This is a genomic window from Bacillus sp. CGMCC 1.16541, assembly GCF_003184905.1.
Taxonomy (GTDB): Bacteria; Bacillota; Bacilli; order Bacillales; family Bacillaceae_H; genus Priestia.
Window position 1 is genome coordinate 15,183 of sequence record NZ_QFRU01000032.1, and the last position, 24,112, is coordinate 39,294.

Sequence of the window (24,112 nt, forward strand, 5' to 3'; positions counted from 1 at the left end):
CTATTCAATTCATCACATGAATGAAACAGAGGGGGTTATTAATCATCTTCTTTTTTAAAATAGCGGTTATAGAATAAAATCATTCCGTAGCTAACTAAAAATGAAATCGTAAATACAACAATTCGAATGACTTCTGTTAAGTGTTCAAAATAAAATGTTTCAAACAACAAGATAAAAATGAAAAATGGCACCAAAAACATGAGCCAAATAAACTCTCTATCAATCGTTACTTTTACGAAAAAAAAGAGAGCTCCTAAATAAAACATAATTGTAAGCATATAAATCCCCATTCACACTTCTTCAATTACGTTATTATAAATCATTTTCATGTTGATTTATAGGGAAATTTGGTTTAATTTTCTTTCATCATGACGTTTTTTCACGCACAAACGAGGATTAATTTGTTCTTGGTAAAATCAGAACTTCTACTCGACGATTTTTTGCACGCCCTTCACTTGTTTTATTGGACTCTACAGGCTTAAACTCTCCGAAACCTTTCGCACTAAAATCAGCTGGGTTCAATGCTGTATTTTCTAAAAGCAGTTTCATAAAGTTAACAGCTCTGAACACACTTAACTCCCAATTTGATTCGAATTGCTTGTTTCGTATTGGGATATTGTCTGTATGACCGCTAATGATAATGTTCCGTGGAGGATTCATCACTAAAAGTGAAGCAACTTCTAGGGAAACTTTTTCACTTTCTTTTCGAACGACCGCTTGACCAGAATCGAATAAGATACCAAAGATCTTAGGTACTCGCTTTATTTCACTAGTTGGGAATGCTACGATGACTGAAGCTGCAGTGCCTAAAAAAATAATGAGAATGGCAGTTGGGTTTACAAGCACCATTAAACTTACACCTTTTAAAACCATTCCTACCCCGATAGCGATTAGACCTATGATTAGACCTATCCATGTCGATTTATCCATGTCCTCTCCCCTAAATAGTTCATCTTACCTTTGTCTTAATATACTATGCAAAAGAGAAGGACGAGGTTAAACACTCATTATGAAGTTCAAGGTATTAAAAAAGCACCTGTTAGACATAACGCCACCTAACAGGTACTGAATCGCGATCAGCAATGTTGCTTATCTTTTTTTTAATTGATCTACATGAGCGAAAAACTGTGGATACGAAACGGAAACAGCTTCTTTTTGATGAATAGTCGTTTCACCTTGTGCAATGTAGCTTGCGATTGCTAACATCATACCAATGCGGTGATCACCATGACTACTAACCTCAGCTCCATGAAGAGGTGTTTTTCCTTTAATGATCATGCCATCTTCTGTTGCCTCGATGGTTGCTCCCATTTTACGTAATTCGTTGACAACTGTATCAATGCGGTTCGTTTCTTTTACTTTTAACTCCGCCGCATCTTTAATGATTGTAACACCTTCTGCTTGCGTTGCAGCTAATGCAATGATTGGAATTTCATCAATTAAACGAGGAATTAATTTACCACTAATTTCGATTCCTTTTAAAGAAGATGTGTTCACTTCAATGTCTGAAAATGGTTCTGCTTCGTTTTCCTTCATATTTAAATAGGTTAACTGTGCACCCATTGCCTTAAGAACATCTAATATACCTGTTCGTGTTGGATTCATCCCAACTTTTTTCAATAAAATGCGACTATTTGGAATGATTGCTCCTGCTACAAGGAAAAAAGCAGCGGAAGAAATATCACCTGGTACGTCAATATGTGTACCTTTTAACGTTTGTCCACCTTCAATTGATACAGTTAATCCGTCAACCGCTACATTCACACCGAATGCTTGTAACATTCGTTCTGTATGATCACGGGATTTCGCTGGTTCTGTCACGGAAGTGGTACCCTCCGCTTGCAATCCTGCAAGTAAAATAGCAGACTTCACTTGTGCACTTGCAACAGGTGAATGATAATGAATTCCTGTCGTTTTTCCACCACGAATCACTAATGGTGTAAAATTCCCTTCATCTCGTCCATCAATGTGAACGCTCATTTCGCGAAGTGGATTTGTGACACGCTTCATGGGACGTTTTGCAATCGATTCGTCTCCGATGAGCGAGGAATGAAACGATGTGTTTGCTAAAATACCCATTAATAAACGAATCGTCGTACCTGAGTTTCCAACATCTAATAGATCTACAGGTTCCTGTAATCCTTCTAATCCTCTCCCGTTTACCATGACAGTTTGGTCATCAATCATTTGAATATCGACACCAAGCTTTTGGAAACAGGAGATTGTACTTAAACAATCATCACCTGGTAAGAAGCCACGAATCGTCGTTTGCCCTTGTGCAATCGCTCCGAACATAACCGATCGATGCGAAATGGACTTATCACCAGGTATCTCAATCGTTCCTTGTAACCCTTTCGTTACGATTTCTTCCATTTTTCTCTCTCCTTACACGTACCGTCAATCTTTACACGAATTAAAACTTCTTTGCATACTCACGATGTTTTTGAATGTTTTCTTGCAGAAGGTCGATACGGTCAAATCCAAACTGTTCAACTAGTGCACTTGCTAGCTCCCAGGCAACAACAGACTCAGCAACAACAGCCGCTGCTGGAACTGCACAACTATCTGAGCGCTCAATGCTTGCTGCAAATGATTCTTTAGAATCAATGTCAACACTTTGTAACGGCTTGTAAAGTGTTGGAATTGGCTTCATAACGCCTCGAACGACGATTGGCATCCCAGTTGTCATTCCACCTTCTAAGCCACCTGCATTGTTTGTTTTACGTGTATATCCATTTTCTTCGTCCCATTGAATCTCATCATGTACTTCACTTCCCGGTCTTCTAGCTGCTTCAAAACCAATCCCGATCTCAGCACCTTTGAAAGCATTGATACTCATGATAGCGGAGACAAGTTTCGCATCTAATTTGCGGTCATAATGAACATAACTTCCAACTCCAGTCGGCATGCCTTCCACAATGACTTCAACAATGCCTCCAATACTGTCTCCATTTGCTTTTGCATCGTCAATGGCTTTCATCATTTTTTGACCCGCTTCTTCATCTAAACAACGTACAGGAGAAGCTTCTGTTTTCTCTTTTAACTCGTCAAGCGATGCATACTTTGTCTTTTCCGCTTTTACACCACCAATTTCAAGAACATGACAAGCGATAGTAACACCAAGAGACTTTAAAACTTGTTTCGCTACAGCACCAGTCGCAACACGCACAGTCGTTTCACGAGCAGAAGAGCGCTCTAACACGTTTCTCATATCACGGTGACCGTATTTAATCGCTCCATTTAAGTCAGCATGTCCAGGTCTTGGCTTTGTAATTTGGCGCTTCACTTCTTCTGTATCATCAATCGGATCAGCACCCATAATGTTTCTCCAGTGAGTAAAATCTTTGTTTTCAACAACTAAAGCTATCGGTGAACCTAATGTTTGACCGTGACGGACACCTCCCACGATTTGCACACGATCTGTTTCAATTTGCATTCTACGTCCACGTCCATGCCCTTTTTGACGTCTAGCTAAGTCTTCGTTAATGTGCTCAGCTGTTAACTCTAAGCCTGCTGGAACTCCTTCTACAATCGCTGTTAGCTGTGGTCCATGTGATTCTCCTGCTGTTAAGTATCTCATCTGCCTCTTCCTCTCTATTCTTTATAGAGAAAACTCGCCCTAAAGTTAGGGACGAGCTTCCTACCCTAGTAATAAGCTGACCCGTCTACTACCTTACTATATGAATAAACGAAGGTCTTATTATTTCATCTTTATTTTATTATGATAATTTAACTGCTGCACCTTTTAATATTTCCATGAATGAGTTGAACTCTGGAATATTCATTTGTTGTGCAGAGTCAGATAATGCGACTGCAGGGTCTGGATGTACCTCTGCCATTACCGCATCTGCTCCAATCGCAATGGCTGCTTTCGCACAAGGTAATAATAAGTCTTTACGTCCAGTTGAATGCGTTACATCGACAACAACTGGTAAATGTGTTTCTTTCTTTAAGATTGGAACAGCTGAAATATCTAATGTGTTACGTGTTGCACGCTCATATGTGCGAATTCCTCGCTCACAAAGAATAATGTTTCCATTTCCGCGAGACATAATGTATTCAGCTGCATTAATGAACTCTTCAATCGTAGCTGCTAAACCACGTTTTAGTAAAATTGGTTTATCTACAGATCCTGCTGCTTTTAATAGTTCAAAGTTTTGCATGTTACGTGCACCAATTTGAATCACATCTACGTAATCAAGTGCCACTTCAATGTCTTGTGGTGTGACAATTTCGCTTACAATTGATAAACCTAGTTCGTCACCAACTTGACGTAAAATCTTCAACCCTTCTACTCCTAAACCTTGGAAGTCGTATGGAGATGTACGAGGTTTAAATGCCCCACCACGCATTAACGTGATGCCTTGTTCTTTTAAAGCTAACCCAACTTGTTTCACTTGCTCATAGCTTTCTACTGCACAAGGGCCCATCACAAATTGTAATTCACCATTACCAATTTTCGTTCCGTTAATATCAACCACTGTATCTTCTGCTTTCTTTTTACGTGATACAAGTAACGCTTTACGGTGGTCATCTTCTTGAAGCTCTAAGCTTGCTTTGAAAATCTCTTTGAAAATGTGTTGAATCGTTGACGGCTCAAATGGACCGTTATGGTTTGATAAAATATGATCTAATGATTGACGCTCACGAACTGGATCGAATCGTTTTACACCTTGTACTTCTTTTAACTTTCCAATTTCCTGTGCAATTTCACCACGTTTGTTTAATAATTCTAAAATTTGAAGGTTTAATGAATCAATCTCGCCACGTAATTGTTCTAATGTTTTGTTTTCCATGTTTATTTCCTCCTTAGGATATTTGTTTTTTCGAAATCTTCTGTTTATTAAAGGTAAAGATAGCATCCTACTTCAAGCTAAGAAAAGCTTATACATATACAAAAAGTCCCTACTGATTGTGTCAGTAGGGACGAATTGATCGCGGTACCACCCTAATTGCAAACATATGCTTGCCTCTTCATTCGTATAACGGCTCATCACCGTCCTTTGTAACGAAACGTTACAACAGGAAAGCTCCAAGAATGTAATTCACAAATTCCTTTGTGCTGATTCACACCAACCATCAGCTCTCTGAAAAACAGGGAGGAAAATGTTACTTTGCTCTTATCATCGCTTCTATTCATATCCAATTATCATGTGCCACAAAAACAAAAAGTCCCTACTAATCCTAAGATTAGTAGGGACGAATTATTCGCGGTACCACCCTAATTGCAAGCAAATGCTTACCTCTTTATTACGATAACGGTTATACACCGTCTTTTCCTACTCAGAAAAGATGCTCAAGGATTGTAATTCATGCTCATTTATGTTCTGACTCGCACCGACCGTCAGCTCTCTGATACAGGGAAATGGAACATTACTTGTGATCCTCTCAACGCTCTATATTGCCCCTAACAAGGGGGTACTTGATAAGATGAGTATCAAGTACACTATGTATGATGTGTGTTAACAACTCATCGAGTGTGATAAGTTGTTGTTGATGTTGTTTTGTATTATGAACCGTTTTTAGTTAATCGTCAATACATTTTCTGAAAAAAATATAAAAAGAATTTTATTCGTTTTTGCATTTTTTAGAAAAACATGGATAAATCAACTTTGATCACGCTTACAATACCGAAGCTAATTTTTAAAATTTTCAAGATAAAAAAATAGCTCCATAGATCAGTGCACCACTAATGACGACAGCAGGATGCCACTTTCTCTTTTCAAGCAACAGAAAACTAACAACAATAATTCCAACAGTTTGCCACATCCCTGAGCTCTCATACGAAGTTGAAAAAAAATCAAATGCCATGACGCCTAAAAGAACCGCAATAACTGGGCGAATTAAATTGGTCATTCGTTTAACTTGTGGTGAATCTTTATAGGTATACAAAATACGCAAAAAAATAACTAACAATAATACAGACGGTGCCACCGTTGCAAAAACAGCAATACTTGCACCTACTATTCCTGCTTCTTGGTAACCGATAAACCCGGCCATTTTCGTTGCAATTGGACCAGGTAACGTATTGGCAATCGCAAGCATCTCACTAAATTGTTGCGTTGTTAACCACCCATATGTACCGACCACTTCTTTTTCGATGAGCGGAATAGAAGCTGGTCCCCCACCATAACCAAGAATATTTGCGATAAAAAAGGCAGTGAAGAGTTGAACATAAACCATTCACTTCTCTCCTTTCTTTGTCTTTTGAAGCCGTTTAACTGGAATCCAAGCTGCAAGCATTAGCCCAATAATTAAAATCGCAGGGTGAAGGTGAAACAGTTCCATAAAAATGAGTGCAAAAACAGCCAACATAATAGCCAATTTCAAGCCAAAGTAATCTGTTGATTTAGATAAAAATTCCCATGTCATCACAGCAAGCATCACGCCTACAACAGGTACAACAGCTTTGGTCATTCCGGCTACCCATGGCTGATCTTTAAACTGAGAAAGGGTTGTTAATAACAACACCATTAAAATAACAGTTGGTACGACTGTTGCCATAATACCATTTACTAACCCTAATAAACCTCCAACTCGGTATCCGATGTACCCAGCTAATTTGGTTGCAATGGGTCCTGGTAAGGTATTAGCGATTGCGAGTATATCACCGAATTCTTCGTCACTCATCCACTTGTATGTATCGACCACTTCTTTTTTTACAAGAGGAATCGATGAAGGACCTCCTCCGTAACCGAGCATTCCTGAACGAAAAAAAGCAATAAAAATATCAAGTTGCTTCAAAACTCTCTCTCCTCTTTTTTCTTTTTCTACTCCTTATATTATAGATGAAGATTTATTTCCAAAGAAATATTTTCAGAAATTTTAGACAATTAATTCATTTCGTCGACAGTATCTTTATTTTAACTGCTATCTTTTGTCGTTTTCTACAATTTTATTTCATTGATTCGTTTTGTTTGAAAGCAGACACTAGAAATAACATAAGAAGAGCGTCACCCTTAAGCGACGCTTTCTTTTCATTACTCACTTAATTTTGAACGAACTGCTTGTAATTTCCCAGCCATTGTATGTTTTTTATCGCGACGATCGTCAATGCGAATATTCGTACATACTCGCTTAAGACCCTTTTCAAACGGAACTTCGTGCAATTCTTGTACAATTTGTAATAAATCAGCCAATTCACCTTCAATTAATGTACTCATTGGCGTTAATTCATATGTGATTTTATCATCATGCTTTTTTAACACTTTATGTATATCTGCTACATAACTGCTCACACTTGGCGATTCTGTCCCTACTGGAATAATAGTTACATCTACAATTGCCATTTATGTATTCTCCCTTCATCAACAAATATTGTCTACATCAGTTTTACCACAATCCACATTTTCTATCAATTTTGTGATTATTTTTGTTTATTTCTACACAAAAAGGGAATAGTCTTTATGACTATCCCTATTACAATATGAATCTATTAAAGATAACGTTTCGCACCTAAGTAACGTTTTGACCAGTAAGAGTTGCTTAATGAATCAATGCCAACTCCTTTTGAAGAAGAGCTGTGTAAAAATTGCCCATTTCCGATATAGATTCCTGCATGACTTGCTCCTGGTTGATACGTTTCAAAGAAGACAATATCTCCTACTTGAGGGCTGCTGACACGCGTACCTTGTTGATAGATTTGTGCCACTGTACGAGGAATACTTACGCCAGCGCCGTTACGGTATACATAGTTTAAGAAACCGCTACAATCAAATCCACCTGGTGCTGAACCTCCCCATACGTATGGTGTACCCATGAAACGTTTACCATATGAAATAAGCTGAGAAGCAGAGCTTACTGTTGAAACACCACCAACAGCACTTTGAGATGTGTTAGAGTTTAACGCTCGTTGTGTAGCTGGCCCAACCACACCATCAGCTGATAAGCCATTTGCACGTTGGAAATTAATAACTGCCGTTCTTGTTAACGAACCAAAGTAACCTGTTGCACTCGCTTTTAAGTACCCTTTATTAATTAGCACTTTTTGTACAGATGTTACCGCTGATCCGCTCATGCCTAAACGTAGAGTTGTCGAACTTACAGAAGTAGACGGCGCTGAAGACGTACCTCCACCTTGTAATGCACGGAATGTAGCAGGTCCTGCGATACCATCTACAGAAAGACCATTTGCACGTTGAAAATTCATGACAGCACTTTTCGTAATCGAGCCAAAGTATTGAGTTGTATTTCCACTAAAATGTCCTTTATTCTTTAAAAGTTGCTGTAACTTCTGAACATCCGCTCCAGTTGAACCAACACGAAGTGTGCGGCTAAGCGTAGCAGAAGATGAAGTAGTAGAAGCTTGTCCACTATTTCCTAATAAAGCTCGATATGTATTTGGTCCGACAACACCATCAGCTGATAAGCCGTTTGCACGTTGAAAGTTGATAACTGCACTTCGCGTAATAGATCCAAAGTGATTAGTCGTTGTATTTCCACTAAAATGTCCTTTTTGTTTTAAGACGTTTTGTAATGCTTTTACATCAGGATGATTCATTCCTTGACGTAACGTCATATCTCCAAGTGCTGCTTCACTAATCGTAGGGACAACTGTTAACGAACCGCATAACGCGATAGAATATATTAACTTTTTCATAGAAAAGGTTCCTCCATTGTTATAATCTTCTAAGACGTTTACATTGTAACAACATATTATTACAATTTAAAAGCACTTTTGTTACATTTTTGTTACACGAATCGACATCATCCGTAATGCCTAATTTTCTATTATTAACCATTTATTTCTATAAAGATACCAATATATAGGTCTGAAATAATACAAAAATACACTAATAATACTTTTTATCCCAATTGATAATTTAAAAGTCTTCCCTTTACGATAATTAAAACAATTCTTATCACCTACAATATATTGAATACACGACCTAATTTTTTTACGAACTCTCCTTCTTTTATTAAATGAATAAAACATCCCTTACTTATTTATTCATTTCAATGAATGTCATAAGTAAAGGATGTTCCTTTTAGCGACTTGTTAATTTTCTTCCGCAGCCATTGCATCTGCTTTTGTTTTATGAACCGTACCAAAAGGATGTTCTGGTGGTGCGTAAATGCTATAGACTTTTAATGGTTTGTTTCCTGTATTCGTAATATTATGCCATTTACCTGCAGGAACCATAATAGCATAATCATCATATACGTTCGCTTTAAATGATAAATTATTCTTTGTATCTCCCATTTGAACAAGCCCTTGTCCGTCTTCAACACGGATGAATTGATCAACGTCTGGATGAATCTCTAATCCAATATCATCTCCAACATTAATACTCATCACCGTTACTTGCAAATGATTTCCTGTCCATATGGCTGTACGAAATGTTTTATTTTGTTTCGTTAGCTCTTCGATATCGACAACATATGGCTGTTTCCCATAATCTTTTACTTTCCCGTTACTTTTATAACGCGAAAAATGTGGTGAGTAATGTTTCATCTCGTTACCAATTGGATAGTAATTCGCCTGTCTGTAGTCGTAGGTTGGTTGCACATAATAAACGGGTGGTGAGTACATGTAAGGCACATAGTACATTCTTTCTCATCCCTTTCACAAAATAGTCGAAGTCATTTTATGCGTGATGAGTGTAAAATGTACGTTGGCCTACAAAACAGAACATAACCGTTACGACGATTTAAACACGGAAATGGTTTGACTCAATGAATCTGATAAACTAGCAAGCGATTGAGAAGAAGATGTCACTTCTTCCATTGTGGCTAATTGTTCTTCGTTTGCAATAGTTGTTTCATGGATTGCTTGAGTATGTGTAAGTGCAATTTGCTTCACACCTTCAATTGCTGTATGGATGTCATTTGCCTCTGCTTGCATCTGTAAGATTGCTTGGATAATAGAAGTTGCTTGAATGGAGACCTTATCAATGTGAGTTTGAATATGTAAAAATGACTCTCTTACTTGCTCAACCTCGTCTATTCCTTCGTTGACTGCATGTGAACTTTCATTCATATGTAAAACAGCTTCATGTGTTTCGGTTCTAATTTCTTGGATGAGCACAGAAATTTCTTCAGCTGATTGCTTTGTATGTTCAGCAAGCTTTCTTACTTCATCAGCAACGACCGCAAATCCTTTTCCTTGCTCTCCAGCTCTTGCTGCTTCAATGGTTGCGTTTAAGGCTAACAAATTGGTCTCGTTCGCAATGCCACTAATTACTTCGACGATTCGACCCACTTCGCTAGAGCGACTTTCAAGCTGTTTGACTCTTCGAGAGGTTTCAGACGATGACGATGAAATCTGTTGCATCTTCTGTACAATATTTTCTACTTTTCCGTTTCCATCACGAGCTGATATCGTCGCTTCACTCATCGAGATGGCCATTTTCTCACTATGACCTGTCATCACTTGAATCTGATGACGTAACTGCTCAATCGAAGTAGCAATTTGTTCAAATGCGCTTAGTTGGTGAGTTGCTCCGTCTGAAGAGCTCTGCGCCACCGCTACCATCTCTTCAGCAGAGTGCATGCTTTGCTCTGCACTTGCACTTAGTTGCTGAGACGCTGAAGCGACTTGTTCTGCTGCTTCTTGAACAGAATGAATGACTGTTTGAAGTTTTAACGTCATTTTTTCTAGCGAATGGAACACGAGCGTAATTTCATCTTTTCCTGTTTGCTTCGTGATTTTATGTGTTAAGTTCCCTTCTGCTAATTGTTCAATATGCCTTTGCATATGCTGAAGCGGCTTTGTTACTTTTCTTTTAATCATACGAAAGGCAATAATGACAACAATCACATAGAAAAAGGACATACCCATCACAGCCCATAATAACATGGTCGCTTGATTGTGTTGTTTTGTCACATCTTGTTCGACTCGCTTATTTACTAGCGTATCAAACTCTGTATTTGCTTTAATCATCGACCCTTTTGTACTTTCATAACTCATACCAAAAAGTTGTTTTCGTGCTATGTATACATTTCCTTTTTCGACTTCTTTAAATGCACGCTGATCTTGATTGATAAGTTCATCACCGTTCTCTTTAGCAAGTGAAAGAAGGTTCAACTCTTCTTTTGTCAAACCTTGTTTTTTAATAGTGCTCGTGAGTGTATCTCTTGTTTTCTTTTCATCTACTTCTCTTTGGTATTTCTCTAGATAAGTCGAGTTACTTGTCACAACGTATAGACGCGCTAAGTTTGATAGCTCCTCTGTTGTATGCTGAAGTTCAGATGATAATTTTTGGATCGATAGTTGCTGATCACGAGCCTCGTTTACATCGATAAAACTTTTATACATAAAAACTAATAAACTGAATAATACAATGGACAACACAAGAAACAATGTTGACAATCGTTTTAACAATGAAGCAATTGACACAAAAAAGCCCCCTATTTAATGGAATACGTTCAAGATTTTATCACAATAACAACTTTTGAACTAGGAAAATTTTCTTTTTAAACAATTTCATTCATTAAGAGAATAAATTTACCTCCATTGAAAAAAAATACAAAAATCAACAACTCACAAGGAGGCTTTTTATGAAAAACGAACAGTCTAATAATCCGAACCACCATGGAACGCATGTCGATGGTGCTGGTGGTTCACTTGATAGACGTTTTGGGACAGGCGAAAATGAAGAAACGTTAACAACTCGCCAAGGACAACCAATTCGCGACAACCAAAACTCTCGAACTGTTGGAAATCGCGGACCTGCTACACTTGAAAATTACCAGCTTATCGAAAAGCTTTCACATTTTGACCGCGAACGTGTGCCTGAGCGTGTTGTTCATGCACGTGGAACAGGTGCACATGGCTATTTCGAAACATACGGAAAGCTTGGAGACGAACCTGTTGAGAAGTATACACGAGCAAAAGTATTTTCAGGAGCAGGCAAACAAACTCCTTTATTCGTACGATTTTCAACCGTCACACACGGGAAAGATTCACCCGAAACAATGCGTGATCCTCGTGGATTTGCTGTTAAGTTTTACACAGAGGATGGAAACTGGGACCTTGTAGGGAACAATTTAAAAATATTTTTCATCCGTGATGCCATTAAATTTCCTGATTTAATTCATGCATTTAAGCCTGACCCTGTTACAAACCGACAAGATAGCGAGCGTATTTTTGATTTTATTTGCCAAACCCCTGAAGCGATGCACATGATTACGTTTTTATTTTCACCATGGGGAATTCCAGCCAATTATCGTCAAATGCAAGGTTCTGGAGTGAATACATACAAATGGGTCAATGACAAAGGCGAAGCGCATCTTGTTAAATACCACTGGGAACCGAAGCAAGGCATAAAAAATTTAACTCAAAAAGAAGCGGAAGATATTCAAGCAAAAAACATTGGCCATGCAACACAAGATTTATACGAGGCCATTGAACGTGGTGATTATCCAGAGTGGGAATTGTGTATGCAAGTTATGCCAGATGGTGAACATCCTGAGCTTGATTTTGATCCATTAGATGATACAAAGATTTGGCCAGAAGACCAATTTCCGTTTTTACCAGTAGGAAAGATGGTGCTGAATAAAAATCCAGAAAACTTCTTTGCTGAAGTGGAACAAGTTGCATTCGGAACAGGAGTACTTGTTGATGGGTTAGATTTTTCTGACGATAAAATGCTGCAAGGTCGAACATTTTCTTATTCCGATACACAACGCCATCGTGTAGGTGCAAACTATTTACAGCTTCCGATTAATGCTCCTAAAAAGCATGTGGCAACAAATCAACGCGATGGACAAATGGCGTATCATGTTGATTTAGGACCTAATCAAAATCCTCATGTAAACTATGAGCCGTCTTTATTAGGAGGATTGAAAGAAGCAAAAGATCATCCTGTTCCACATCAACCATATGTAGAAGGACACTTAACTCGCGAGAAAATTGATCGAACAAATGATTTCAAACAAGCGGGTGAACGTTATCGCTTATTAGAAGAGTGGGAACGAGAAGATTTAATTCAAAACTTAGTGGCCGGCTTAAAACCTTGTCATCAAGAAATTCAAAAGCGAATGATTACACTTTTAGCAAAATGTGATGCTGATTACGGACGACGAGTTGGCGAAGGAATTGGCTTGACAGTAAGAGAAGATGGTTCCATCGATATGGAGTTTGCTGAAGAACTTTCACCTTCATCTGGAAAATTGCCTACTAGCGGAGGATCTCCACTTGGAAGTTCAAAAGCAGCAGATGCTGTGGATGAAGCTGAACAAAAAGGGCATGACGCCCATCCTTATTAAAAAAATGAAAAAGCTGACTTCCCTTTCATAAAGGAGGTCAGCTTTCTCATTTTGCACCTTTTCATAAACGCGGCTACGGTGCTTAAAACAATCGACTTTTAACATCATCCATTCCATTTTGTTGTAATGAAAGTAAAGAAGTTGAACATGTTGTGATAGACGCAAAGAAGATTATGAGACATATTGGTTATGCTTTTCTCTTCTATACGTTAAGAATCTTACGAAAAACCAAGTTACTTTCATACAACAGCAAGTTCATATCTTATCACAGAATGACATTCTTTTGTTTAAAAAAATTGATTTTACACTTAGAAATTATTCCCTTTTGATTGTGTCATTAAATGATGCCTAACACATCTAAAAAGACAATGATAATTAAAATCGGTGCAACGTAGCGAAGGATTAATAGCCATAATGAAAACCACTTTTTCACGTTTGACGATCCGTGGCTAAATTCCTCGATTAACACGTCTTTCTTCATTTTCAATGGCACAAATAATGCGATAAGGAGTGCACCTAACGGCATTAAAATATTACTTACTAAAAAGTCAGCGGCATCAAAAATAGATTTACCAAAAATCGTTACATCTGCTAATGTTCCGTACGATAAAGCTGATGGTATTCCTACTACAAAAATAAGGAGACCAGCCATCCATGATAACTTCACACGCTTTGTTGAATCTCCTTTTGCAAGAGATGCAACAATGATTTCAAGCATTGAGAATGCCGATGTTAGTGTTGCAAATAAAAACAGCGCTAAAAACAGAAGCTGAAACACAACACCAAACGGTAGCTGTTCAAAAATGGACGGAAGAACGATAAACAGTAATCCTGGTCCAGCTGCTGGTTCGACTCCCATTGAAAACACCGCTGGGAAAATCGCAAGCCCTGCTAAAAGCGAAATGAAAATATTTAAGCCAGCGATTGAAATAGCCGAACGAGGTAAGTTTTGCTGCTTATCTAAATAAGAGCTATACGTAACCATCACCGATACTCCGACACTTAATGAAAAGAATGCTTGTCCCATTGCAAATAAAACACTTTCAGATGTGAGTCTTGAAAAGTCTGGGTATAAGAAAAACTCAACACCTTCCATCGCTCCGTCTAACGTTAATGAACGAATAATAATTGTGATAAATAAAAGGAAAAGTGCAGGCATTAAGTATTTATTTGCTTTTTCAATTCCGTTTTGAATCCCTCTTGATACGACCACGATTGTGATCAGTAAAAACAATAACTGCGCTCCTACAGACGTTGCTGGATTAGCAATCGTTGTTCCAAATAGCTGTTCGTAGTCTCCAGCTTTAAACAACTGACCTGATACAGTTGAGAATAAGTACTGTAAAATCCAACCTCCCACTACACTATAAAACGATAGTAAAATGAAACATGTAATTACACCTATGTATCCTGTTACGTTCCAAAAAGAACGCGGAGCAACAGCTTCATATGCACGAATTGCTTCTTTTTGTGTGTTTCTTCCTAGCGCAAACTCTGCTAATAGTAGCGGCAAACCGATAAGCGCGGTAAATAAAATAAATAAAAAGAAAAACGCGCCCCCTCCACTTGTTCCTGCAACGTACGGAAGCTTCCAAATGGCTCCGATTCCAATTGCAGAACCTGCTGATGCTAAGACAAAGCCTAGCTTTGATGTCCATTGATCTTTCTGACTCATCTCTCTCACCATTTCTCTATATAATTTTGAATTTTTATACTATATCACATCTTGTGTGCATCGAAAAGGGGTTTTGTTGTACGAAACGATGATTTATACGATCAACCGCTTTCTTCCCTGAGAATCCGTCCAATCGATAAGAGAGAATATATGAAATGATGAACTAACTAAACAACGTTTTTACCGGCTGAACTGTTTTCGATAATCACCCGCTTTTGCGAACTCGTCTTCCGTTCCTACAAAGAAAAATTCAATTGTATAGTTTTTATTTTCATTTCCTTCTGAAGCTCCGTGAATCATTTCACCAGCTTTTAATTTCTTTCGCTCACCTGATTGTGTGACATAATAATATTTATTCGTTGCCCACCCTTCATGTGTTAACAACGTTTTTGTTTTCGCTCTTCCTTGGTCATTGATTGAAAACACCGTGTAGTTTCCTTCTGTTTCCGTTGGTTTACCTTCATCTTTGTCATACTCAACCATGACCCACCCTTTGTATCCATCTGGAATTAAATAAATACTAGGTCTTGCTGTTTCATCTGACTTACTACACCCAATAATACTTATGAAAACCATGATAAGTAATAGGTATTTACGCATATTCGACCGTCTCCTTTTCACCTTGTTAGTCGTAGTTTTTCTCCAAGTATCAATTCTATTCGCTGGATCACTAAGCGCTACACAAAGAAAAACCAGAAAGACTTTTACATCTCTCTGGTTCTTGTTTACTTATGCTCATCTAACTTCTTTATGATTCTTTCCTGATTTTCGAGAATTTGCTGTTGTTGTTTTCTTTGTTTACGCTGATTTTTGATAAAAAACAAAATAACGAGAAAGATTCCAAAAACAGACAAAAGCGTAAACAGTTGAAACAAAAGATCTCCTACATTTAAATTTCCCACGTTTTGACCTCCTAGTATGTTAAGCTACCTGCTACAACTAGACCAACGGCAATTGCCGATGCAAACAATGTAAATCCAACGGCGATGTTTCCTTCTTCTACTTTCTCTGAAAGGCTTGTTTTTGGAGTAATGATGTATTCAATAATCCAGTACGCAATGACTTGTGTCCCGATTCCAACTACCCCCCAAATTGTGGCATCAATTAAGTTGACACTGTTCCCCCAAACTGTATAAATAACAATGGCTAAGCCAATTCCTTTTCCCCATAGCTTTAACGCCACTGCAACATTTCCTTTTTTAATCAGTTCACGCTCATTAAATTTTGTCGTCCATTCAAACACAACAATCCCTAAAAATAAAAGCACTAAACCAACTCCAACGTGTGAGAAAAAGTCTAACATGCTACTTCCATCAATAAATTCTGACATCTACGTTTCCTCCTTTAAAAAGATTGTGATGATTTTTTTATACCTATAGGTAAAAAATAAGATGCATTATCTGTTATTTGGTTCCCTGCACGAACGCCAATTGCAGAGGCATGACCATTAATTAAAAAGCTACCGTACATAATATGAGCGTTTCTTTTACCTTCTTCTGTTTGAATATCATGAGTAGGGAGTGAAACAAATTGTTGAAACACAGGTACAGATTCGCGATATGTTTTTTGTTTGTCTTCCTCTATTTTCGCCCCATATCCGTCATAAATTTCAACAGTATCTCCTTCACGTCCAAACGCTGGTTTTTTCACAAACGATTGTTTCCTTTTCAAAAATGGTTCGGCGTCTAAGTAGGTTGGCAGAAAATACGTAGATATCCAACCGTGCTCTTCTTCTGTGAAGTATGGGTGTTTTTCTTCAAACAATCCCCAAATGATAGCTTGCACAGCTTTTGATTGAAGTAAAAAAGCAGATGGCGGATTTAACACAACTACCTTTTTTTCTTCGACCCACCTCATCAAAAGTTGCCCCACTTTTTCTTTCGATTCTGGGTCTTCATCTTCAACAAGGTGTTCAACTGGATACGTTTGGCGATATAAAACATCGATGCGTTCTCCATCTCTATCATATAACCCTTCTTCTATCATTAATTCCCCATTTTCATAAATGGACTCTGATACAACACGTAATTCATCAAGCGGAACATATTTTGCTTTTACGCCTGCTATCTTCATTAAATACATAGCGGTCCATTTGTCTTCTTCATGATCTCCATGTGAAGAAAACACCACATTTGGATAAGAAGATTGATTTAACGTATTGTACGCTTGAAATATAGCATGTTTAAGTGCTTCAGCCAGTCTTTTGTCTTCTTCTTTGTTTGGATCTACAAAACCAAAATGGCGAGAGACTTCTCCATTCACATAAAAAGTTTCTTTTATGAACGTAGGCGTATCTGCGTTTAGCTCTAACAGCTTAATCGTTGAATGTTGAACAACGAAATCCAACCTAGCAATCACACTTTCCCATTGCAGCGTTTGAAGCCGGATAAACGCGAGGCTTTCTTTTGGAAAACCGAGCGATTGCAGTGTATAATCATCAAGTTTGCGAAGAAGATGAGCGGTTTTAAAAAACAAATGCCCCACTCGGTTTGTCGCAAGGCGTATGTGATTGATTACATCACTTGTTTCTTCTTTTAAATCGTATAACGCATATTCCGTTTCATACAAATTATGCCAAAACTGATCAATACTCTCGTAAAACTGTTGGCGAGACATACACACTTAGCCTCCAAACCCTCCTTTTGTACCACTACCAATTCCTGATTTGTACTGGCTCTGGTAAGATTTAAACGAAGAATCACTTTTCAAGGCACTTTTATTACTAAAATAACGTCCACCATAAAAGAAATGACCAGCGCGTGTTGAACTACTGTCATCACAATAGTATGTACCTGTTTCTTCATCAAACTTCCACTTGTCGCACTCGTCATCTTCTGGTTCTTGCGGACGTTCTGCTGTACCAGATCCGCACCCTACTAAAGAAGTCGCCATAATGGCTGCTAATACACCCGTCATCATTTTTTTCGTATGATTCATGTTTCTCCCTCCTTACTGATCAAACGTAAAACCTGTTTCTGTCACATACAACACATACACTCTTCGATCTTCATCCATTTCTGCTGAATCTCGTTCCCATTCTTTCCGATTGACATATGTATAGACCGCACCAATGAAAGATAGAACCTCAAGGTGGGTACGCATGTATTTTGTCGTCAACGCAGGGTGGTCTTTTCGTGTGTTTAACTCTCTTACTTCTACTTTAATGGAATGATGGCTTTCTGGATCTTCCTCTTCTTTTGGACTATGTTCATACTCATCCACATAAATAATATGCAAGTTCTCTTCAATCGCAGACGAGCGTTGTTTATATGTCACGCCTTCTTTTACATAAAACTCACACTCTCGTCTTGCTAAGATTTGCTCAAGCTCAATGTGTTCGTAATGATAAAGAGGTACATACTCATCATTGCCTTTTAACAGCCGATATTCAAGGACTAATTGACTCGTTTCCATCTCCTACTCTCCTTCACTTTCGATTCCATATGTATTACGCGCAGCAATCAAAAAAAGTTCCATTTTCCATTGTAAAAGATAGGAAACAAAAAGAAAACCATCTATTCGTACTAACTTTAGATGGTTTTCTTTTTTTCTTATTTGATTGTCACCGTTACAGGTGTAATGTCTAATGACACATTCACAAACGAATAGTCATCTTTTTGACCATCTGTGTATGCCCAATACCCATTTGTTTCGTCCGTTTTTCTAAATACAAGTTTAAATCCTTTTCCATCATTAAAGCTATAACTCTCGACTTGCTCTTCCCCTTCATTATCAACAAGGTTATACGCTAAAAACTTGTTTAATAAACCATGTCCGCTTAAGACACCTGAATGAGGTGGCACTTTTGAATTTCCATATTCGTATCCTTTTGTTTCTACTTTTTTGCTGTTAATCGTGGTTTCTTTTGTTTTAAAGTTAAACTCGTCACCCTGTGTAATCCATGATAATCCAATGTTTTTATACTCACTTTGTCCAAGTGTTTCGTCGTTTGATTGTTTCGATAAATCAACGAGTGTCACGCCACCACGGCCAACGACTTCCACTTTGTTTTGTTCATTGTACACGACCATTGCGGTATCTTCATCAATTCCGTAGGAAAGCTCATGGATGTCTCCATGCTCTTTTGTAACGGCTACTAAGCGACCAAGACGCGCTTTGTTGTCGAAATGTTGATCGATAATACCATGCTCAAAAAAACCTAAACCTCTCTCTAAATACCCAGGACCGCCTTCTTGTTGCAACATCCCGTCATATGTTTCAGTGAAGCCAGAAGCAAGTGTATCAAAGCTACCTCCACCCGCTATCATCACATCACTCATAATCGCTGCACCGGCACTCGTTCCACCTAGAACCGCACCATCACGGTACATGTCCCAAATCGCATTTAACACGTGAGAGTTTGATCCGTCTTCATTTAAAAGAGATGCGGTAATCTTTGTTTGATCGCCACCAACAAACCAAATGCCATCTAACTCTCTCACTTTGTTGGCAAGCTCTTCATTGTTTTTGTTGTCGATCCATTTCGATTCATCTTCAGCTGTTCCTTTGTAGTTAGTGACAGACAATGGTAAAATGTCGATGTTTTCTACTTTCATTCCATATTTCACAAGGTCTTTTTTAAATGACTCAGACGATTTTAAGCTTGAGCTTGCGGCTGGAATGATTCCAATCTTAGAGTCTTTTTTCTGTTTCGATAAGTCAATGAACTTTTCATAAAGAGCTGCATTACTACTTCCAACTGCTCCTCCTGCAATGACTAAGTTTCCTTTTACAGGCTTTTCACGGTCAATCGTAGGAAGCTTGAAGGTAGATGGTTTGTAATCTGAGAATAAATCGTTTTCTTCCTTAAATGAAACGGTTTTCGGCTCTACATCCATGGCTACATTCACAAATGAATAATCGTCTTTTTGACCATCTTTGTAACCCCAATAGCCTTTTGTTTTATCTGTTTTTCTAAAAGTCAGCTGAAATCCTTTGCCTTTACTATCATATAAGTAACTTTTTACTTCGGTTTCTTTATTGTCCACTAAAGAATAGGAAAGATATTCTTTTAAACGACCATAAGAAGTGAAAACACCTGTAGCCTCTAATGGCTGAAATTCATAATATTCATAGCCATTCGTTTCATCTTTATGATCACTAATGGTAAACTCTTTTGTTTGTACATTTAATTCGTCTCCTTCAACAAGGTGACTGATGTACACATCTTTCAAGTTTGCTTTTCCTGCTTTTACTCGTTTTGCTTGACTTACATCCACAATTGATACACCGCTTCGACCAACAACTTTCACTTTCTTTTCTTTGTTGTTCACAACGAGCGCTGTATCTTCATCAACACCATATGCAAAGTTCTGTTGACTTGCTTTTGGTTGCTTCAATGCGGTCATCACTAAACGACCTAAACGAGCTCTCTCATCAAAATGCTGATCGACAATCCCATATGGAAAGAACCCTAACCCTTTTTCAAGATAAACAGGCGCATATTCATCACTAGATCCTGCAACATCTTCGTAAACGAATTTATTATTTAAACCACCTAAGCTATCTCCACCTGTTATCATTACGTCACTCATGACCGCAGCTCCAGCACTTGTTCCTCCAATAACCCCACCATTTCGGTACATCTCCCAAATGGCTTTTAGAACGACGGTTTGCTTTCCATTTCTTTGAATCAATGTATCTGTAATACGCAATTGATCTCCACCAACAAACCAAATTGCACTAAGTCCTTTTACTTGTGCTGCAAGTTTCGGACTGTACGCATTCATTTTCCATGTGGATTCATCTTTTTCGGTTCCTGAAAAATTACGATTAGCAAGTGGCAAGATCTGAATTTGCTTTTCTGTTAATCCATAAGACAGTAAATCTTTTTTGAAATCTTCTGATGACTTTAACGAACTACTGGCTGCTGGAATAATTCCCACTTTTGCTTTTTCTTTCCCGCCTGCTAGTTTAATAAATTCTTCATAAACAGCTTTGTTACTACTACCTAATGCTCCTCCTGCGATAACGAGATTACCTTTAATCTCTTCTTCCTTCTTTTTCGCTTGTCCGATAGACGGAAACCATAGCGTACTGACTAATACAAATGCTACCAACATTGTGATCCATTTTTTCACGTTCTCTCTCCTCTTTCTTTTGTAAATTTCACATACAAATAATGAATGATCATATTCCCCCTTTTTGTTATTTATCGTCTATTAAACTACTATGCAAGTTTTATGCCAAGAGAAAAAGACTGAATTATCAGAATGAACAGATTGAAACACCATCTAATAAGTTGTTTTTGGTGGATATAAATGCAATGATTCCAACCAATTTATTTAAAAATATCAAAAAAGCGTATAAAAAAGAAGCTTACATACAAGATCCCTTGCTTTTCTATCCATTGTGATACTGGATTTTTGTGGCAAGGGATGTTAAAAGCGAAGACGAAAGGGGGTGTTGTCTTCCCTTTTGTCTCCGCCTTTTTAGTCATGCAATGCTTCGTATCCACCTGTAAAGGGGTCAAAAATATAATCAATCGTTTCATCTTCACTACGTTTTACTTTATATAAATAATGATAGCGATTCTTTTCATCTTTATGTACATACTTATGCTCTTCAAATTCTGTTATCAACAACTTCTCTCGCTTAGCAACAATGGCTTTTGCTTCTGTGTACGAATAAAGAGGTAAATGGTTCGTGTACACAACTGGAACAAAAATGATGATAAAGATAGCTGCAATAATAATCCCTTGCTTCACCACTCGCATCATTCTCTTTGTTCGCTTTGATAAAAAGATGGAAATTAAAATGACCATAATAAGCGGAATCATATAAAATTGAATCGGTGGAATATTGACAAAAATAGGCCGATTCACAAATAAATAGACAATCTCAATGACGGCTACAAATACTATTAAAAAATAAATCACGAACTCTTTTACACCTCTACCTGTTTCATCGTTTACTTGTTCACTTTATTGTATCATTTTTCAACCAAAAAAAGAATGAGCATAATCAATACTCACTCTTTTTCACGAACCATATGATGTTCATTTTCTTTGATCATCATCCATAATTCTTTTGGAATGTGTTGATGATGTGACGTTGATTGTAAAGTGGTTTTAATCGATTTTTCTTCACTATGACGTACTTTATGCATCCACTTTGGCTCAAGAACGAGTTCTGTCCCCATTGTAACAAGAGATAACCCTGTACGCAGTGCTTCAATTACATCCTCTGGTGTACGCATGTGACCTCCACTTACAATCGGAATGCGATGATTAATATGTTTGATAATTGCTGGGACAATTTGTGCTTCTCCTTCTTTATGATGAGAAGCTTGTTGCCAAAAGTCATCCATTTGGATGTGAACATAATCTACTCCTTCTTGAATGAGTAAATCCATAAATTGCAACGTATGTTCAACCGTATTACCTTGATACCCTTTTTCTTCTGGTGTTAACGTATACCCAATTAGAAAAGGTTTATGTGCATTTGCTTTTACTGTATGTTTCATTGCTCGAATGACTTTTAACGTGAAAGCCATACGATTTTCAACCGAACCACCGTAACTGTCACAGCGACTGTTTGCTTGTTTTGAAGTGAATTGTTGTAACAAGTGCCCATTTGCCCCATCTAGTTCAACACCGTCAAATCTCGCTTCAATGGCTCTTCTTGTCGCATCCGCAAACGCTTGACAAACAATGTTCACGTCTCGTTCATCCATCTCTTTTGGTTTTTTTCCTCTTCGCACATGTGAAATCGCACTAGGGCCAATCGCGTTACTTCCCTCTTTGATCATATCGACACATTTTCGACCACCGTGAGAAAGCTGTAAGATTGATCGTGCCCCTTCCTTTTCGATTGTATGAGTTAGTTCACTTAAGCGGCGAAGTACCTTATCTTCATGTACGCCCATTTGTTTTTTAGCTATTTTCCCGTTTTCTAGAACATAAGCAGGACCAACAATGATCGCTGCAACACCGCTTGCTCTTTCTCGGTAAAAATCCACATCTACTTGTGATACTTCTCCATTCTCATGCGAAGAATATGTAAGCATCGGTGCCATGACCACGCGACTTTTTAATTCAATTCCATTTAAGAACTTAAAATGCTTAAATAACGGTTCATAATTACTATTCATCTACGCGACGCACTTCCTTTCTTCTATAGATTGACCAATCTAAAAAGGATTTACGCTTAAACGTTCGATTATTGAACAGAAAGTACAGCTAATGTCTGACTTGTATACGTAATGGTTATTTCTTTACCTGATAATGCTTGATACTCTAATGCTTTACCGAATGGCACTTTCAAGACAACGGGCTCACCACATTTGTTTACTACTTCAATCGTAGAACGGTCTACCGCTCCAATGGTTGTGAACGATTCTTTTTTAGCTTGAACAGGAATCGTCAGCTTTTGACCGATAATCACATAGTCGTTATTCATTTTGTTCGTATGTTTAATGATATTAACAGTTGTACCAAATCGTTTTGCTAAAGCCCACAACGTATCTCCAGCTTCTACCGTATAAATAGGCACGGTATTCATTACTTCATTTTTATCACTTAAATGAGCTGCAGGAACAGAAAGTGCCATTCCTTCACGAATAAAGTCCGATTGTAATCCGTTCACTTCCTTTAACTGATGAACGGTGACATTGTATTTCTTTGACAATCCATAAAGAGTGTCGCCACTTTTAATGGTATATGTATCACTACAAGCGGATGCTTGACTAGTAGAAACATTCATAAATGTTGCACTTATGACTGCGACACACGCTGCCGTTGTTACTTTTCTCATTTTTTGCTTTCGCTTCTGTACTTGCTTCTGCGCAATTGCTTCTTTTCTCGTCATTGTAATTTCCGTCATGATTGTTAGTCCCCTTTTGCACGTTATGTAATTGTAAAAAAATAAATATATCATCCATTAATAGGTTTTATAAGAATGTATTTCCAAAACTTACAGCGAGAATCATTATAGCAAATCATTTTTCGACAGAATATGCGAGAAAAGATAGATTTCAATGAACAACAGTATCATTATTCTAATAAAAAAAATGTTTCCTTTATACATAAAATCATGACTTTTAATCTATTAATACACGCTAATTTTATAAATAATCCATTTACTAGAAATTTAGTTACAAAAAGTATATGAAATGACCTATTTTTATAAAGGATAAAAAGAATCGCTTTTTAGAATTAAATGGTAATAGATAAACATATAAGCCTACATAGAAGATAGATCTATTATTCTATACTTTAAAACGTATAT

The 24,112-nt window shown here is 37.7% G+C and carries 21 protein-coding genes, 2 pseudogenes and 2 other annotated features; of the genes and pseudogenes, 1 reads left to right on the top strand and 22 read right to left on the bottom strand.

Going from position 1 to position 24,112, the window contains the following annotated elements:
- Positions 1-38 precede the first annotated feature (38 nt).
- The 11 genes and pseudogenes from DIS06_RS18505 to DIS06_RS18555 form a co-directional block, all read right to left on the bottom strand.
- A complete protein-coding gene (locus tag DIS06_RS18505; RefSeq protein WP_110114717.1) occupies positions 39-278 on the bottom strand; it encodes a hypothetical protein in 240 nt (79 codons plus the stop codon).
- A gap of 118 nt (positions 279-396) precedes the next feature.
- Positions 397-738, bottom strand: a pseudogene (locus DIS06_RS20665) (OmpA family protein); the annotation flags it as partial.
- Positions 739-1,089: 351 nt separating this feature from the next.
- Positions 1,090-2,373 (bottom strand): 3-phosphoshikimate 1-carboxyvinyltransferase, encoded by a 1,284-nt coding sequence (aroA, locus tag DIS06_RS18515; RefSeq protein ID WP_204166825.1) that lies wholly within the window; start codon positions 2,371-2,373, stop codon positions 1,090-1,092.
- A 40-nt stretch (positions 2,374-2,413) separates the two neighbouring features.
- Positions 2,414-3,580, bottom strand: a complete 1,167-nt coding sequence (gene aroC / locus DIS06_RS18520; protein WP_110114719.1) for a chorismate synthase — start codon at positions 3,578-3,580, stop codon at positions 2,414-2,416.
- Between the two features lie 139 nt (positions 3,581-3,719).
- Positions 3,720-4,796, bottom strand: coding sequence for a bifunctional 3-deoxy-7-phosphoheptulonate synthase/chorismate mutase (locus DIS06_RS18525; RefSeq protein ID WP_110114720.1), 1,077 nt, complete (start codon positions 4,794-4,796; stop codon positions 3,720-3,722).
- Between the two features lie 123 nt (positions 4,797-4,919).
- Positions 4,920-5,136 (bottom strand) — a binding site (T-box leader).
- 56 nt (positions 5,137-5,192) lie between these two features.
- Positions 5,193-5,401, bottom strand: a binding site (T-box leader).
- Between the two features lie 251 nt (positions 5,402-5,652).
- Entirely contained in the window at positions 5,653-6,183 is a 531-nt protein-coding gene (locus DIS06_RS18530; protein WP_110114721.1) for a chromate transporter, read from the bottom strand.
- Positions 6,184-6,744: a chromate transporter gene (locus tag DIS06_RS18535; protein ID WP_110114722.1), complete on the bottom strand. Its 561-nt coding sequence runs from the start codon at positions 6,742-6,744 to the stop codon at positions 6,184-6,186.
- A gap of 236 nt (positions 6,745-6,980) precedes the next feature.
- On the bottom strand, positions 6,981-7,289 hold the full coding sequence (locus tag DIS06_RS18540; RefSeq protein WP_110114723.1) for an MTH1187 family thiamine-binding protein: 309 nt from the start codon (positions 7,287-7,289) through the stop codon (positions 6,981-6,983).
- A gap of 146 nt (positions 7,290-7,435) precedes the next feature.
- A complete protein-coding gene (locus DIS06_RS18545) occupies positions 7,436-8,599 on the bottom strand; it encodes a C40 family peptidase (protein WP_110114724.1) in 1,164 nt (387 codons plus the stop codon).
- Positions 8,600-8,998: 399 nt separating this feature from the next.
- Positions 8,999-9,550, bottom strand: a complete 552-nt coding sequence (locus DIS06_RS18550; RefSeq protein ID WP_110114725.1) for a cupin domain-containing protein — start codon at positions 9,548-9,550, stop codon at positions 8,999-9,001.
- Between the two features lie 90 nt (positions 9,551-9,640).
- A complete protein-coding gene (locus DIS06_RS18555; RefSeq protein ID WP_481746888.1) occupies positions 9,641-11,257 on the bottom strand; it encodes a methyl-accepting chemotaxis protein in 1,617 nt (538 codons plus the stop codon).
- A 242-nt stretch (positions 11,258-11,499) separates the two neighbouring features.
- Here DIS06_RS18555 and DIS06_RS18560 point away from each other — a divergent pair.
- Positions 11,500-13,039: pseudogene (locus DIS06_RS18560) on the top strand (catalase); the annotation flags it as partial.
- A gap of 507 nt (positions 13,040-13,546) precedes the next feature.
- Here DIS06_RS18560 and DIS06_RS18565 read toward each other — a convergent pair.
- From DIS06_RS18565 to DIS06_RS18610, 11 genes are all read right to left on the bottom strand, one after another.
- Positions 13,547-14,884, bottom strand: coding sequence for a sodium-dependent transporter (locus DIS06_RS18565; protein WP_110114728.1), 1,338 nt, complete (start codon positions 14,882-14,884; stop codon positions 13,547-13,549).
- Positions 14,885-15,064: 180 nt separating this feature from the next.
- Positions 15,065-15,484 carry a DUF6843 domain-containing protein gene (locus DIS06_RS18570; RefSeq protein ID WP_110114729.1) on the bottom strand — a complete coding sequence of 140 codons (420 nt, stop codon included), beginning with the start codon at positions 15,482-15,484 and terminating at the stop codon, positions 15,065-15,067.
- Between the two features lie 125 nt (positions 15,485-15,609).
- Positions 15,610-15,786, bottom strand: coding sequence for a hypothetical protein (locus DIS06_RS20255; protein ID WP_162596024.1), 177 nt, complete (start codon positions 15,784-15,786; stop codon positions 15,610-15,612).
- An 11-nt stretch (positions 15,787-15,797) separates the two neighbouring features.
- Complete coding sequence (locus DIS06_RS18575) at positions 15,798-16,214, bottom strand: DUF350 domain-containing protein (protein WP_110114730.1); 417 nt, start codon at positions 16,212-16,214, stop codon at positions 15,798-15,800.
- 14 nt (positions 16,215-16,228) lie between these two features.
- On the bottom strand, positions 16,229-17,500 hold the full coding sequence (locus tag DIS06_RS18580; protein WP_110114731.1) for a glutathionylspermidine synthase family protein: 1,272 nt from the start codon (positions 17,498-17,500) through the stop codon (positions 16,229-16,231).
- 6 nt (positions 17,501-17,506) lie between these two features.
- A complete protein-coding gene (locus DIS06_RS18585; RefSeq protein WP_110114732.1) occupies positions 17,507-17,821 on the bottom strand; it encodes a hypothetical protein in 315 nt (104 codons plus the stop codon).
- 12 nt (positions 17,822-17,833) lie between these two features.
- Complete coding sequence (locus DIS06_RS18590) at positions 17,834-18,298, bottom strand: hypothetical protein (RefSeq protein WP_110114733.1); 465 nt, start codon at positions 18,296-18,298, stop codon at positions 17,834-17,836.
- A 137-nt stretch (positions 18,299-18,435) separates the two neighbouring features.
- On the bottom strand, positions 18,436-20,964 hold the full coding sequence (locus DIS06_RS18595) for a cyanophycinase (protein ID WP_239422152.1): 2,529 nt from the start codon (positions 20,962-20,964) through the stop codon (positions 18,436-18,438).
- 351 nt (positions 20,965-21,315) lie between these two features.
- Positions 21,316-21,762 (bottom strand): hypothetical protein, encoded by a 447-nt coding sequence (locus DIS06_RS18600; RefSeq protein WP_110114734.1) that lies wholly within the window; start codon positions 21,760-21,762, stop codon positions 21,316-21,318.
- Between the two features lie 92 nt (positions 21,763-21,854).
- Positions 21,855-22,976 (bottom strand): oxidoreductase, encoded by a 1,122-nt coding sequence (locus tag DIS06_RS18605; protein ID WP_110114735.1) that lies wholly within the window; start codon positions 22,974-22,976, stop codon positions 21,855-21,857.
- Positions 22,977-23,044: 68 nt separating this feature from the next.
- Positions 23,045-23,707 carry a LysM peptidoglycan-binding domain-containing protein gene (locus DIS06_RS18610; RefSeq protein WP_162596025.1) on the bottom strand — a complete coding sequence of 221 codons (663 nt, stop codon included), beginning with the start codon at positions 23,705-23,707 and terminating at the stop codon, positions 23,045-23,047.
- Between the last annotated feature and the right edge of the window lie 405 nt (positions 23,708-24,112).

Excerpts from the sequence above, each read along its gene's own strand:
- DIS06_RS18505 (WP_110114717.1), bottom strand. The coding sequence starts at position 278 with ATGCTTACAATTATGTTTTATTTAGGAGCTCTCTTTTTTTTCGTAAAA.
- aroA (WP_204166825.1), bottom strand. The coding sequence starts at position 2,373 with ATGGAAGAAATCGTAACGAAAGGGTTACAAGGAACGATTGAGATACCT.
- aroC (WP_110114719.1), bottom strand. The coding sequence starts at position 3,580 with ATGAGATACTTAACAGCAGGAGAATCACATGGACCACAGCTAACAGCG.
- DIS06_RS18525 (WP_110114720.1), bottom strand. The coding sequence starts at position 4,796 with ATGGAAAACAAAACATTAGAACAATTACGTGGCGAGATTGATTCATTA.
- DIS06_RS18530 (WP_110114721.1), bottom strand. The coding sequence starts at position 6,183 with ATGGTTTATGTTCAACTCTTCACTGCCTTTTTTATCGCAAATATTCTT.
- DIS06_RS18540 (WP_110114723.1), bottom strand. The coding sequence starts at position 7,289 with ATGGCAATTGTAGATGTAACTATTATTCCAGTAGGGACAGAATCGCCA.
- DIS06_RS18545 (WP_110114724.1), bottom strand. The coding sequence starts at position 8,599 with ATGAAAAAGTTAATATATTCTATCGCGTTATGCGGTTCGTTAACAGTT.
- DIS06_RS18550 (WP_110114725.1), bottom strand. The coding sequence starts at position 9,550 with ATGTACTATGTGCCTTACATGTACTCACCACCCGTTTATTATGTGCAA.
- DIS06_RS18555 (WP_481746888.1), bottom strand. The coding sequence starts at position 11,257 with ATGTATAAAAGTTTTATCGATGTAAACGAGGCTCGTGATCAGCAACTA.
- DIS06_RS18565 (WP_110114728.1), bottom strand. The coding sequence starts at position 14,884 with ATGAGTCAGAAAGATCAATGGACATCAAAGCTAGGCTTTGTCTTAGCA.
- DIS06_RS18570 (WP_110114729.1), bottom strand. The coding sequence starts at position 15,484 with ATGCGTAAATACCTATTACTTATCATGGTTTTCATAAGTATTATTGGG.
- DIS06_RS18575 (WP_110114730.1), bottom strand. The coding sequence starts at position 16,214 with ATGTCAGAATTTATTGATGGAAGTAGCATGTTAGACTTTTTCTCACAC.
- DIS06_RS18580 (WP_110114731.1), bottom strand. The coding sequence starts at position 17,500 with ATGTCTCGCCAACAGTTTTACGAGAGTATTGATCAGTTTTGGCATAAT.
- DIS06_RS18585 (WP_110114732.1), bottom strand. The coding sequence starts at position 17,821 with ATGAATCATACGAAAAAAATGATGACGGGTGTATTAGCAGCCATTATG.
- DIS06_RS18590 (WP_110114733.1), bottom strand. The coding sequence starts at position 18,298 with ATGGAAACGAGTCAATTAGTCCTTGAATATCGGCTGTTAAAAGGCAAT.
- DIS06_RS18605 (WP_110114735.1), bottom strand. The coding sequence starts at position 22,976 with ATGAATAGTAATTATGAACCGTTATTTAAGCATTTTAAGTTCTTAAAT.
- DIS06_RS18610 (WP_162596025.1), bottom strand. The coding sequence starts at position 23,707 with ATGACGGAAATTACAATGACGAGAAAAGAAGCAATTGCGCAGAAGCAA.